Genomic DNA, 12,150 nt, shown 5'->3' on the forward strand with positions numbered 1-12,150 from the left:
ATAGCATACTGCAATTTGCTTTCTGTTTTGCGGGACCGTATTGATGATATGGTCCTATTTTTGTGAAAAGAAAAAAGGCCCGGGGTAAACCCGAACCTTAATTCCAGATACACGTTTCAATATTAACATTCACATTTGATTTATTTAGTATATAATAGTAGGGTGAAATTTTAAAACAGCTAATTAGGAGTTAAAATATAGATGAAACATAAGAATAGAAAGCTAACGTTCTGTATAAAAACCTTCGGATGTCAGATGAATGAAAATGACTCCGAAAAAATTTCGGGAATGTTAAAAGCCCTGGGCTACGTCGAAGAAATGGATGTCAACAAGGCCGGTCTGGTCATTCTTAACACCTGCTCGGTTCGGGAAAACGCCGACGAGCGGGTCTTTGGCAATATTGGCGCCTATAAGACGGTTAAGAAAAATAATCCTGATTTAATTCTGGCGGTCTGCGGCTGCATGATGCAGCAGCCCGAAATCGTCAATCAGATTGTCACCAAATATCCCCAGGTTGATCTGGTTTTTGGGACCCATAATTTTCATCAGTTGCCGCAGATGCTTAACAACTACATGGTCAATGGCAAGCGGCTGGTGGAGGTCTGGGAAGATTCCGATACGATCATTGAAGATCTGCCGGTGGACCGCAAATATCCCTTTAAGGGCTTTGTGACCATTATGAATGGCTGCAACAATTTCTGCACCTACTGCATTGTGCCCTATACCCGGGGCCGGGAAGTCAGCCGCCAGCCGGAGCGTATTTTTTCCGAGGTCGCCGCCTTGGTGGCCGATGGTTGTGTGGAGGTGACACTGCTGGGCCAAAACGTCAATTCTTACGGCAATGATCTGGGGGACGAGGTAAATTTTGCCAATTTATTGCGACAGCTTAATACCATTGAAAAACTCAAACGGATCCGGTTTATGACCTCCCACCCAAAAGATCTCACCGATGCGGTGATTGATGCCATCGCCGAGTGTGACAAGGTTTGTAATTATATCCATCTGCCGATCCAATCCGGCAGCAGCCGGGTCTTAAAAGCGATGAACCGCAAATATACCCAGGATGATATTCTCAATCGGGTTGACACGATCCGCAAAAAATTCCCGGGGGTGGCCATCACCACCGATCTGATTGTCGGCTTTCCTGGGGAAACGGAAGAAGATTTTTTAGAGACCCTCAAAGTGATTGAGTTGTGTCACTTTGACTCAGCCTTTACCTTTTTATATTCGATCCGCACTGGCACTCCGGCAGCAACCATGGCCGATCAGATTCCCGACTCGGTTAAGCATGAACGGATCAACCGCTGCCTGGAAGTGCTCCATCGGATCAGCCACGACATCAATCAGACTTATCAAAATCAGGTGGTGGAAGTGCTGGTGGAAGAAACCAGCCGCAACAACCCCGAACGGCTGACTGGCCGGACCCGAACCGGGAAGGTGGTCAATTTTCCCGGTGAACCCGGCGATATTGGCAAACAGCTGATGGTTAAGATTACCCAGGCCAAAACCTTTAGTCTGGATGGTGAAAAAATTCCACAGGAGGACACCGATGGCGCAGCTCACTCCAATGATGACCCAATACCTGCAAATTCATGAGGAGGTACCGGATGCCCTGCTTTTCTTTCGGCTTGGTGACTTCTATGAGATGTTTTTCGATGATGCCCTGACTGCTTCCCGGGAGCTGGAAATTGCCCTGACTGGCCGGGATTGCGGGCTGGAAGAACGGGCGCCGATGTGTGGGGTGCCCCATCATGCGGCCCAGAACTATATTACCCGGCTGGTCGAAAAAGGTTATAAGGTAGCCATCTGCGAACAGGTTGAAGACCCCAAAGAAGCCAAGGGGATTGTCCGTCGGGAAATTATTCGGGTGATTTCGCCGGGTACCATCTCTGAAGGAAAATTGCTGGAATCCAAGAAAAACAATTATCTGATGGCCCTGTTTCTGGAAAACAATAGCCTCGGGATAGCCAGTCTGGATGTTTCAACCGGGGATTTTTACGTCACCCAGATCGAAGCCAGAAGTCGCGATCAGTGGCTGTCCCAGCTGTCCGATGAAATCGGGCGGTTATTACCGGCTGAGGTGATTCTTAATGGGGCACTGTTTAAAGACGGTCAGGCATTGACCCTGATCGAAAACCGTTTTGGAATACTGGCCAGTCTTTATCCGGAAAAATACTTCTCGGTCAAAAACGGCAGCCAGCGGATTACTGAACAGTTTCAGGTTTTTGCTCTGGGGGCGCTTGATCTGGAGCGCCGGGATCATGCCATTGCTGCCGCCGGGGCACTGCTACTTTATCTCGATGAAACTCAGAAACGGGCCCTGACCCATATTAAAACGATCCGCTATTATAACAGTAGGGACTATATGGTGCTGGATTTGTCGACCCGGCGCAATCTGGAGCTGACCCAGACCCTTAGAACCTTGGAAAAAAAAGGCAGTCTGCTTGGGGTTCTGGATAAGACTGTTACCGCCATGGGCGGACGCACCCTGCGCCGCTGGGTCGAGGCGCCGCTTTTAAATCGTGATGCGATTCTTAAGCGTCAGGGTGGGGTGGCAGCTTTTTTTAATCATGCCGCCGATCTACCATCGTTTAAAACGATTATGACTAGGGTTTATGATCTGGAACGGCTCTGTGGCAAGCTGGCTTTTGGCACCGTCAATCCCCGGGATCTGCTGGCCCTCAAACAATCACTGGGGGCGCTGCCATTAATCCGGGATTTTGTGGTGCAGCTGGACGCAGAACCACTTACTGCACTGTTTGATCCGGATGAGCTGCTTACTGATATATGGGAACAAATTGAGCAGGCGATCGATGATCAGGCCCCACTGGTTCTAAAAGACGGACACGTGATTAAAACCGGCTTCCATCCAGAAATCGATGCGTTTCGGGAAGCTGCTGAGAAGGGTCAGGACTGGATTTGCGATCTGGAATGCCAGGAGCGGGAGCGCACCGGGATAAAAAATCTGAAGGTGAAATATAATCGGGTCTTTGGCTATTTTATTGAGGTGACCAAAAGCAATTTTGACCAGGTACCGGAGGACTATATTCGTAAACAGACCTTGGCCAATGCCGAGCGCTATTTTACGCCGGAGCTAAAAGAAATGGAAAGTCGGATTCTCGGAGCCCAGGAAGGGTTGCTACGCTGCGAAACCCAGGTGTTTCAGGAAATCCGTGATGGTCTGCTCAAAGAAATCCCCCGGATTCAGCAAAAAGCCCGGGAAGTGGCGGAACTCGATGCCATCTATGCGTTGGCGGCAGTGGCGCTTCAAAACCGTTTTGTCTGTCCGGAGATTCGGGAAGACAGTACGATACTGATCAAAAACGGTCGCCATCCGGTGGTGGAGGATATGATTGGAACCAACCATTTTATTGGTAACGATTGTCTACTCAATCAGGATGATCAGCGGATGCTGATTATTACCGGACCAAATATGGCCGGGAAATCGACCTTTATCCGCCAGGTGGCGATTATTACCCTGATGGCTCAGATTGGTTCCTTTGTTCCTGCCGATGCGGCCAGCATCGGCGTCGTCGACCGGATTTTTACCCGGGTCGGAGCCAGTGACGATCTGGCCAGTGGTCAGAGTACTTTTATGGTGGAAATGACCGAGGTGGCCAATATCTTAAAAAATGCCAGCGCCCGCAGTCTGGTAATCCTTGATGAAATCGGTCGGGGCACCTCTACTTTTGACGGCATCAGCATTGCCTGGGCGGTGGTGGAATATCTCCACAATCCGGACAGCATCGGGGCCAAAACCTTGTTTGCCACCCATTATCATGAACTGACTGAGCTGGAAACCTTAAAACCGGGGATTAAGAATTTTTCTATCCGGCTTAAGGATACCCCCGATGGAGTGATCTTTTTAAGAAAAATCATTCCCGGTCCAGCTGATCAGAGTTATGGCATTGAAGTCGCCAAGCTGGCCGGTTTTCCGGCCGGAGTCACCCGGCGGGCTCAGGAAATTCTTGGCCATCTGGAATCGGGCGAAGATACCTACCGCCAGGAGCTGCTGGTGGCCGAACCGACGGTTCTATACGGTGACAGCGGCAACCAGTTGAATTTCTTTGATGTTGCTCAGACGATGACCGATGCCGAAGCAGAAGCACTCGAAACCATTCGGGAAATGCAAATTGAAAAAATGAGCCCCCTGGAAGTCATGATTGTGATCGACCAATTACGAAAAAAACTATAGTGATCGGAGTAAAGATGAAAACCAAAGAATTAAAACGCATTGTCAAGCGTTTGATGAATGATAAAAAATATCGAAATATGACGTTCGATCAATTATCGGATTTTATCGGTTTGTCTAAAAAGAAGGATCGCCAGATGCTGTCCCATGTGTTAAAAGAACTGGAAGTCAAATGTAAGGTCGAGAAAGACGGCAACGGCACTTACAAAAAGGGCAATGGTGCTCCTAAAATCGTTGGGGTGCTGCGGGGCAACCAGCGGGGCTTTGGTTTTGTTATTCCGGATTACTCGATTTTCTCGGAAGATGTTTTTATTCCCGAGAAGGCCCTCCATGGCGCTCTGGACATGGATACTGTCTGGGTGCGCCTAACGTCTAAACCGGGAGATAAACGACCAGAAGGAGAAGTGGTCGAAATCATTGCCCGAGGACATCAGAAAATTATTGGCCGTTATCAAAAAGGCAAGGGCTTTGGTTTTGTGGTACCGGATAATGATCGCCTTTGTAAGGATATTTTTATTCCCGAACGGCGGGGTCGAAAAGCTGTAACCGGCGATAAGGTGGTCACCCAGATCGTCTCCTGGTCGGAGACTGGTAAAAATCCCGAAGGCGAGATTCTGGAAATTCTTGGTAATGAAAGCGAACCGGGGATTGATATCCTCTCAGTCATTAAAGAATATGACATCCCGATGGATTTCTCCAATGACGTGGAGCGGGAAACCAATCAGTTAAGCGACCGGATATCGGAGAGTGAACTGGAAAAACGGCGGGATCTGCGGGACCAGCAGATTTTTACCATCGATGGAGATGATGCCAAGGACTTTGATGATGCCGTTTCGCTAACCCAAACAAAAGATGGTAATTTTTTGCTGGGGGTGCACATTGCTGATGTCAGCCACTATGTCCGGCCGGGCAGTGCCATTGATGAGTCCGCCCTGGAACGGGGCACCAGCGTCTATGTGGTCGATCGGGTAGTGCCGATGTTGCCGTTTAAGCTTTCCAATGATGTCTGCAGTCTGGTGCCCAACAAGGACCGACTGACTTTCAGTTGTGAAATGGAAATCAATAAAGATGGCCAGGTAGTGCGCTATGATATTTTTAAATCGGTGATCTGTTCCAAGGCACGGATGACCTATAAAAAGGTTAATGCGCTGCTGGCCGACCGGATCGATGAAGCCGCTGAGCTAAAACCCTTTCGCAGTGAACTGGTGTTAATGGAGGAGCTGCATGAAATTCTGCGGGTCAAGCGCCGCTTAAACCGGGGGGCAATTAATTTTGATTTCCCTGAAGCCAAGATATTACTGGATAATCATGGGTTTCCTGAAGAAGTGATCATTGATGAGCGGTTGATTTCTCACCGCATCATTGAAGAGTTTATGCTGGTCTGCAATGAAACCATCGCCGAGCACGTCTCCAAACTGGATGCACCGTTTATTTTTAGGAACCATCCCGAACCTCACCCTGAAAAGCTGGTCGCCTTTCGCACCTTTATCAATCGCTACGGCTTTAAGCTGGGGAAAAACGACGATCAGGTACCTTCCGGTCACGACTTTCAGCAGTTGGTAGTAGATATTGAAGGTAAAAATGAAGAACGGGTGATTACCCTGCTGATGCTAAGGACCATGCAACAGGCCGTTTATGAAGGCCGTAATCTGGGTCACTATGCCCTCGGGGCAAGCTTTTACACCCACTTTACTTCACCGATCCGTCGCTACCCGGATCTTTTTGTCCACCGCTATCTGGCCAAGGCGATGACTGGAAAAATCAATAAAAAATCATTGGATTATCTGGAGAAAAATATTGATGCGGTGGCCAGCCACGCATCTGAAACAGAGCGCCGGGCGGAGAACATCGAACGGGAAATCACCAAGCTCAAGATGACCGAGTACATGACCCGCCATCTTGGTGATGAATTTACCGGGCGGATTAGTGGGGTTACCTCCTTTGGCTTTTTTGTTGAACTGGAAAATACCATCGAAGGTCTGGTGCGGCTGGCAGATTTAAAGGATGATTATTATAACTATGACCCGGATCTGCATCAGCATATTGGGGAACATCGGGGAAAGATATTTAGATTGGGCCAGGAAATCAAAATAAAAGTGGCAAAAGCTGACGTGAGTTCCAAACAAATTGATTTTGTACCTATGGATTAATTAAGGAATCCGTGTTATAATGTGATGCTAGAGAAGAAACAGAGGAGTTGCGTATGGGTGAGACTATTAAAATTGTGGCCAAAAATAGAAAAGCACGTCATGATTTTACCATCGAAGATACCTATGAGGTGGGCCTGGTTTTATCAGGGACGGAAGTGAAATCGATCCGGGCCGGAAAAGTCAGCCTGAAGGAAAGTTTTGCCGATATCCACAACGGCGAGGTTTTCGTTTATCAGATGCATATCGATCCCTATGAGCAGGGGAATATTTACAATAAAGACCCGCTGCGCATCCGAAAGCTCTTGCTTCACAAACAGCAGATCCGAAAACTGATCGGGCTGAAGCAACGGGAAGGCTATACTCTGGTACCACTGAGTCTGTACTTTAAGGATGGCCGGGTTAAAATGGAACTGGCCCTGTGCAAAGGTAAGAAGCTTTATGACAAGCGACATGCCATTGCCGAGCGGGATTCCGACCGGCGGATTCAAAAAAGTATGCGGCATAATGGCTAGTTATTATTTGGGGGTGTACTGGTTTCGACGGGGGTTTTGAAGCTTGAGTAGCGAGTCGATGTTGCCAATCATCGTTAAAAATGGCGCATAAATATAAACGCAAAAACAGAAAAAAGTTACGGGTTAGCTTTAGCAGCGTAATTCGCTCTAAAGTTTAATACTAAGACTTCGCAGCATAATTAATGCTGCACGCCTCCCAACTCAACCTGTGGTTTTGGGTTTCGGCGTTCATTGAAGCAGGGAACCGTTTTTGGTAGTGTCTCGCACCATTAACGATCAAGAGGCTGGTTCCACTTTTTCTATGTCATTGGAGAAAGAGGGGAATAAGAAAATAAACAATGACTGCACTCGGAGAAGCTCCTGTGAATGGACTTTCGGACAGGGGTTCGACTCCCCTCACCTCCACCATTATTAATATAAATGCAACTTATTTAACGACTGATTAGTGATAATCAGTCGTTTTTTTATATAATAGCGACTGTGTTTATAATTTTGAAATAATATTGAATAAAAATAATTATATACGGACAGGGGTTCGACGCGGTCTTTATTATTAAAAATAACTTTTTAACCAGTCATATAATTGACCTGCCCCAAATCTCAGAGTTAGTTTTTTGATACTAGATTAGGGTCTGAGATATTCTTTCGGAGTCATATTACTTATTGAACTATGTGGTTGGAAATAATTATATTCTTCCAATCCATAATTATTTCTTTTACTTCTTAATATATATAAATGTTAAGCTAAAAGTAAATGAGCGCGTGGTTCACTTTCTGGTTGACTTTGTAGTACCACTACACGGTCAGTTTTTTCAGTGGAAGATATTTTTAATAAGTTGATAAGTTGGTGTCAGGTCCGTGTCACACGAAATTTTATTGGTCATCTCAACCCATTTATGGTTTAATAGAATAAGTGGTAGAGAGAGGTGTTTGTATGATAGAAAAGAAAGATGATGACAAAAATACTTCACATAAAAATGTTCCGTTTTTTGCGATGGATTGTCCCTGTAAGGGAAAGAATCTTGATAAACTGATCCAGCCATCAATTTTGTTGGTTTTGTCGAAAAAAAGCCAGCATGGTTTTACGATTGTCAGCGAGCTGGAAAAAAGTCCTTTGTGTAATGGAAATGCGCCGGATGCTACAGGGGTTTATCGCTATCTTAAGAAAATGGAAGAGGCAGGTCTTCTGACTTCCGAGTGGGAGATTGAATCGGGAGATAAACCCAAGCGTGTTTATGCGATTACGGCAAATGGTCGAAAGTGTTTAGCGAACTGGTCGGAAGTGCTTGAAAATTATGCCCGTAATATTACTATACTTGTTGAACAGATTCGGTCTGAAACAGAATAAAATTAAAAAGCTCTAGCCGATAATTCGGGTATGGCTTTTTTTATTTGAAAAAACTTGCCAATAGTAATGAAGTTATTATATAATACCTACATACTAGATCATGTCTAATATAAGATATAAACAAATAAAAGCAAAAATCTATTATACGGATCAGAAAATTTAATATCGAGGAGAAAAACTAGGATTATTATGGTAGGCGGATTTTTGGGAGCCGGCAAAACGACATTGCTGAAAGAAACTGCAAGGCGGTTGGCCGGACAGGGAAAACGGATCTCGCTGATTACTAATGATCAGGCTGGAGGTCTGGTAGATACCAGTTTTTTGAAAATCGATAATGACTCGGTTCTGGAAGTCAGCGGGTCTTGTTTCTGCTGTAATTTTAACGGTTTGCTGGAAGCTGTGGGACAGGCTAGACAAAAAGGACAGGCCGAGATTATTATTGCCGAACCGGTAGGCAGCTGTACCGATCTATCGGCAACGATTCTTCAGCCATTGAAAGATAAATATGGCGATGAATACGAGCTGGCACCCTTAACGGTTTTAATCGATCCCCAAAAGTTGCAGTCGCTTCTGGCTGGTGATAATGCCGGTCTTCATGGAAGTTCAGCTTATATATTAAAAAAGCAGCTGGAAGAGGCGGATGTGATTGCTATCAACAAGAAAGATCTGCTGAAAACTGGAAAACTGGCGGATTTAATGAGTGAAACGACAGAAAATTATCCGCAGGCAAGCGTTTTTTCCATGATTGCTCTGGACGGCGATAATGTCGGGTCGTGGCTTTCGTATGTCTTGTCAGCAAACGCATCAGGACAGAATATAGCTGAGGTGGATTATGATATTTATGCTGAGGGCGAAGCTGTTTTGGGTTGGCTCAATGCAACGATGACGGTTTCTGGTCCAGAAACAAACTGGAATCTGTTTGGGAAGACTCTGCTCAGATCATTGGGAGAAAATTTTGATTGCGAAAAAGTGCCGGTAGGTCACGCAAAATTGATGCTTAGAGCCGGTGATGAGTATCTGATAGGGAATCTGACAGGTAAACTGGATACACTGAAAATTCGCGGTAACATAGAATCTACTGGTCAAATTGAGCTGATTTTGAATATCCGGTTTGAGATGTCTCCAGAACAACTTAAAGTACTGGTGCGAGAGGAAGTTGACAAAGCTCTTGGTAAAAGCCTGAAAGGATCACAAATGATTCTTAAATGCCTGAGTCCCGGCCGGCCGAATCCGACTTTCCGTTATCAAAAAGTTGTTTGATGAAACGTAAAGTTACAAGAAATGGGATAGGAGTAGAATATGACTCACGAAATTGTTCTAAAAGAAGAGGATTACCAGTCACTTAAGCAGAAAGCGCTGGAAGTCTTTGATGGAGATAGGGAAATGACCGTAAATGTAATAATGGAGGAAATGATGGATCAGCCATTTGTTCCGATGCATTATCCATACCATCATTATATCTTGCCGGCAGCGCTGTTAACGGCATCAGCCATTGAAGTGAAAATGCAGCGTGAGGAGTTAGAAGAAAAGCTGGAGATTGTAAAGGATCGGTCTAAAAATATTCTTGCCGGGTTTTGTGGCTTTTATGGAGCCTGCGGTTCAGGTGTCGGGACTGGGATTTTTGCAAGTGTTCTGACGGGTACAAGTCCCATGTCCGATAAGACCTGGCAGTGGACAAATCAGGTAACATCAATTTCTCTGCAGGCGATTGCTTCAGTGCCTGGACCGAGATGCTGTAAGCGTACTGGATATTTGTCGCTTCAGGCATCAGTGCCCTATTTGAACGAAAAATTAAAACTGCATTTAAAAACTGATGACGAAATTATTTGCCGGTATTATGAAATGAATGCCGAGTGTAAGAAAAATTTATGTCCGTTTTTCAAAGTGGCTGAAGTTTGAGGAAAGAAAGGTGTAACCAATGAAAAAAGTGATTAAAGTCGGTGAACAGATTATGCCTCGGAAAGATCCGCAAAAAAAATGCTCCTGTCAGGATTCACCAGTTGATTTGAGATTTAAGTCCGGGATCATCAGTTGGCTTTTTCAGGAAGGGACAGTTGTTGAAAAAAATGAGCCTGTTTGTGAAGGTGAAATTGAAAAGAAAGTGCTGGAGTTTGTAGCACCTGAAAAGGGTATACTCATAGAAATTTGTATTGCAGAAGGCCAGGAATTTACGGCTGGCGATGTGTTGGGCTGGATTGATGTTTTTAAATATTAAATACTGATAATTAAAGAAAACCCTGTATCGGATTCAAATTAGTCCGGATACAGGGTTTTTAAAAGTATGTTCGGCATGTAATGAATGGGGACGGTGGGGTTAGCTCAGGTAATCAGGGTATCACCGTTCAAAGTGGAAGATGGCCAGTTATTTACCGAATTGCCGCTAACGGCTGGACCGCTCACCTAAAGTATCCCGTTGACATCGACGACTGGCTGGCAGGGCTGCCCCCAGATAGTTTATCACACACGAAATCGGGGTGTAAGTTATATAGACGAAAGGCAGATACAAATAAGTATAAGGGAAATTTTGATAGAATTATGAAAATACAAAGGTGTTGAGATATTAGCGGGACATTTAATGTCGGATCATATTCATATGTTTCTGAGTATACCAACAAGCTAGGTATTTCTAGCTTTATGGGATACTTACAGGGAAATCGGCACTGATAATATTTTACAAGTATGCAAACTTGAAATATAAATTTGGTAATTGTCATTTCTGGAAGAAGGTTATTATGTAAGTGCAGTAGGTCTAAAGAGGAAACGACTATTCGGGTGGCCGCCTATCGAATTACATATTAGGGAACAGCAGAGTAAATATTATAAGGTATCTGAGGAATGTGATCATCGAGCAGATTTAGGACAGTTTGTTGAATTTTTATTAGAAGCAATTTATGATGCGCTGCAAGATATTTCAAATACCGGACAAGTTACCGATCAAGTAACCGAACAAGTCGAAAGATTATTAAATGTGATCGGTGACAACGCTTATTCGACAAAAGAACTGATGGAATTATTAGGTTTAAAACATCGGCAAACCTTTAGAGATAACTATTTATTGCCGGCAATGGAAAAGGGATTATTGAAATGACAATTCCATATAAACCAAACACAGTAAGCAAAAATATAAAAAAATATAAATATAGAATTAGAGCGCTTGAAATTGATTGGTACAGTTGTGCTACAGCCGTTTACTTGGACTATGTTATATTAAAGCTAATCTATGGCGATAGTTATTTATTTCAATTGTCACCACAAACCGGTACGGATTACCTCCACCATTATTGAATTAGATGCAATATATTTAACAACTGATTAGTGATAATCAGTTGTCAGACTGTCAAAGAACCCGATTTTTAAACTGAAAATCGGGTTCTTTGCGTGACCGGCTCAAAAAGAAGCTGAGCTTTGGATTTCCAAAGCGCCAGCTTTTTCAAATTCATGGCAGCATATTTAAGCCGAACCCAGCTGGTAACTGAATTCAAGCCTCGGTAAAGCGTATAACGCATGGCGTGTTTTTCTTTGGCATCTGCAAAAACCCGTTCGATGGTCTGGCTTCTGAGTGAGTAAGTTGCTTTTCCAATCGGTGAATGGCGAATATCTTCAGCCATTTCAAGATAATCCTGCCAGACATGTCGGGTCACCGTTTTTTCACAGGATTTGTTCTCTGTAAATAAATGTCTGGTTGGACAGCGTTCGCAATTAAATGGGATGTTTTTGTATTCCTGGTAACTGTGTCGATTCGTAGTGGCATAATACAAGGTTCGGTTTTCCGGACAAATGACCCAATCATTATATTCATCATAGGCATACTCATAACTTTTGTGATAATTCGGCTTTGTCATGAGGCGTTTGTATGGCAGTGAAGGAATTCGGCGTCATCAAAAATTGTCTTGCAGATCCATGGTGTTTTATAACCGGCGTCCGCTGTAATGACTTGGATCCGTGAAA

The 12,150-nt window shown here is 44.6% G+C and carries 10 protein-coding genes, 1 other RNA gene and 1 pseudogene; 11 read left to right on the forward strand and 1 reads right to left on the reverse strand.

The window, feature by feature from the left end; translation table 11 throughout:
• Positions 1–201 precede the first annotated feature (201 nt).
• From miaB to CHL1_RS18415, 11 genes and pseudogenes are all read left to right on the forward strand, one after another.
• Positions 202–1,596: a tRNA (N6-isopentenyl adenosine(37)-C2)-methylthiotransferase MiaB gene (gene miaB / locus CHL1_RS07875; protein WP_276520482.1), complete on the forward strand. Its 1,395-nt coding sequence runs from the start codon at positions 202–204 to the stop codon at positions 1,594–1,596.
• On the forward strand, positions 1,550–4,195 hold the full coding sequence (gene mutS, locus CHL1_RS07880; RefSeq protein WP_250935900.1) for a DNA mismatch repair protein MutS: 2,646 nt from the start codon (positions 1,550–1,552) through the stop codon (positions 4,193–4,195). The genes miaB and mutS overlap by 47 nt, the downstream gene beginning before the upstream one ends.
• A 14-nt stretch (positions 4,196–4,209) precedes the next feature.
• Positions 4,210–6,342 carry a ribonuclease R gene (gene rnr, locus CHL1_RS07885; RefSeq protein WP_070372028.1) on the forward strand — a complete coding sequence of 711 codons (2,133 nt, stop codon included), beginning with the start codon at positions 4,210–4,212 and terminating at the stop codon, positions 6,340–6,342.
• Positions 6,343–6,395: 53 nt separating this feature from the next.
• Positions 6,396–6,854, forward strand: a complete 459-nt coding sequence (gene smpB, locus CHL1_RS07890) for an SsrA-binding protein SmpB (protein ID WP_250935902.1) — start codon at positions 6,396–6,398, stop codon at positions 6,852–6,854.
• Between the two features lie 9 nt (positions 6,855–6,863).
• Positions 6,864–7,262: a transfer-messenger RNA gene (gene ssrA, locus CHL1_RS07895) on the forward strand.
• Between the two features lie 526 nt (positions 7,263–7,788).
• Entirely contained in the window at positions 7,789–8,202 is a 414-nt protein-coding gene (locus CHL1_RS07900) for a PadR family transcriptional regulator (RefSeq protein WP_250935904.1), read from the forward strand.
• 189 nt (positions 8,203–8,391) lie between these two features.
• Positions 8,392–9,462, forward strand: coding sequence for a CobW-like GTP-binding protein (locus CHL1_RS07905; protein WP_250935906.1), 1,071 nt, complete (start codon positions 8,392–8,394; stop codon positions 9,460–9,462).
• Positions 9,463–9,501: 39 nt separating this feature from the next.
• Entirely contained in the window at positions 9,502–10,101 is a 600-nt protein-coding gene (locus CHL1_RS07910) for a DUF5714 domain-containing protein (RefSeq protein WP_250935907.1), read from the forward strand.
• Positions 10,102–10,120: 19 nt separating this feature from the next.
• A complete protein-coding gene (locus CHL1_RS07915) occupies positions 10,121–10,417 on the forward strand; it encodes a lipoyl domain-containing protein (RefSeq protein ID WP_250935909.1) in 297 nt (98 codons plus the stop codon).
• A gap of 215 nt (positions 10,418–10,632) precedes the next feature.
• Positions 10,633–11,017: pseudogene (gene tnpA, locus CHL1_RS07920) on the forward strand (IS200/IS605 family transposase); the annotation flags it as partial.
• A 93-nt stretch (positions 11,018–11,110) separates the two neighbouring features.
• Positions 11,111–11,290, forward strand: a complete 180-nt coding sequence (locus CHL1_RS18415) for a Fic family protein (RefSeq protein ID WP_338078311.1) — start codon at positions 11,111–11,113, stop codon at positions 11,288–11,290.
• Between the two features lie 265 nt (positions 11,291–11,555).
• Here CHL1_RS18415 and CHL1_RS07925 read toward each other — a convergent pair whose 3' ends face one another.
• A complete protein-coding gene (locus tag CHL1_RS07925; protein ID WP_250935911.1) occupies positions 11,556–12,044 on the reverse strand; it encodes a transposase in 489 nt (162 codons plus the stop codon).
• Between the last annotated feature and the right edge of the window lie 106 nt (positions 12,045–12,150).

This window comes from Acetobacterium wieringae (assembly GCF_023700225.1).
GTDB classification, from domain to species: domain Bacteria; phylum Bacillota; class Clostridia; order Eubacteriales; family Eubacteriaceae; genus Acetobacterium; species Acetobacterium wieringae.

Excerpts from the sequence above, each read along its gene's own strand:
- mutS (WP_250935900.1), top strand. The coding sequence starts at position 1,550 with ATGGCGCAGCTCACTCCAATGATGACCCAATACCTGCAAATTCATGAG.
- rnr (WP_070372028.1), top strand. The coding sequence starts at position 4,210 with ATGAAAACCAAAGAATTAAAACGCATTGTCAAGCGTTTGATGAATGAT.
- CHL1_RS07905 (WP_250935906.1), top strand. The coding sequence starts at position 8,392 with ATGGTAGGCGGATTTTTGGGAGCCGGCAAAACGACATTGCTGAAAGAA.
- smpB (WP_250935902.1), top strand. The coding sequence starts at position 6,396 with ATGGGTGAGACTATTAAAATTGTGGCCAAAAATAGAAAAGCACGTCAT.
- CHL1_RS07900 (WP_250935904.1), top strand. The coding sequence starts at position 7,789 with ATGATAGAAAAGAAAGATGATGACAAAAATACTTCACATAAAAATGTT.
- CHL1_RS07910 (WP_250935907.1), top strand. The coding sequence starts at position 9,502 with ATGACTCACGAAATTGTTCTAAAAGAAGAGGATTACCAGTCACTTAAG.
- miaB (WP_276520482.1), top strand. The coding sequence starts at position 202 with ATGAAACATAAGAATAGAAAGCTAACGTTCTGTATAAAAACCTTCGGA.
- CHL1_RS07915 (WP_250935909.1), top strand. The coding sequence starts at position 10,121 with ATGAAAAAAGTGATTAAAGTCGGTGAACAGATTATGCCTCGGAAAGAT.
- CHL1_RS07925 (WP_250935911.1), bottom strand. The coding sequence starts at position 12,044 with ATGACAAAGCCGAATTATCACAAAAGTTATGAGTATGCCTATGATGAA.